The organism is Paraburkholderia ginsengiterrae, assembly GCF_001645125.1.
In the GTDB taxonomy this organism is placed as follows: domain Bacteria; phylum Pseudomonadota; class Gammaproteobacteria; order Burkholderiales; family Burkholderiaceae; genus Paraburkholderia; species Paraburkholderia ginsengiterrae.
The window spans coordinates 1-446 of the sequence record NZ_LXKA01000268.1 but is presented as its reverse complement, the minus strand read 5'-3'; the positions used below and the strand labels follow the sequence as shown (position 1 = coordinate 446).

Annotated in this window: 1 rRNA gene; it reads right to left on the bottom strand. The window is 56.3% G+C overall.

Annotated elements, in window-relative coordinates:
• Positions 1-446: ribosomal RNA gene (locus A6V37_RS20080) — 16S ribosomal RNA — on the bottom strand; the annotation flags it as partial.

Sequence of the window (446 nt, the reverse complement as noted above, 5' to 3'; positions counted from 1 at the left end):
TACTCCCGCGGCGGTACACTTCGCGCTTGAGCTCCACTGCCAAGTAAATGGAGACCCGACAACTAGTTGACATCGTTTAGGGCGTGGACTACCAGGGTATCTAATCCGGTTTGCTCCCCACGCTTTCGTGCATGAGCATCAGTATTGGCCCAGGGGGCTGCCTTCGCCATCGGTATTCCTCCACATCTCTACGCATTTCACTGCTACACGTGGAATTCTACCCCCCTCTCCCATACTCTAGCCCGCCAGTCACCAATTCAGTTCCCAGTTTAAGCCCGGGGATTTCACATCGGTCTTAGCGGACCGCCTGCGCACGCTTTACGCCCAGTAATTCCGATTAACGCCCACACCCTACGTATGACCGCGCCTGCTGGCACCTCGTTAGCCGGTGCTTCTTCTTCCGCTACCGTCATCCTCCAGGGTTATTTACCCCGACGGTCTCGTTC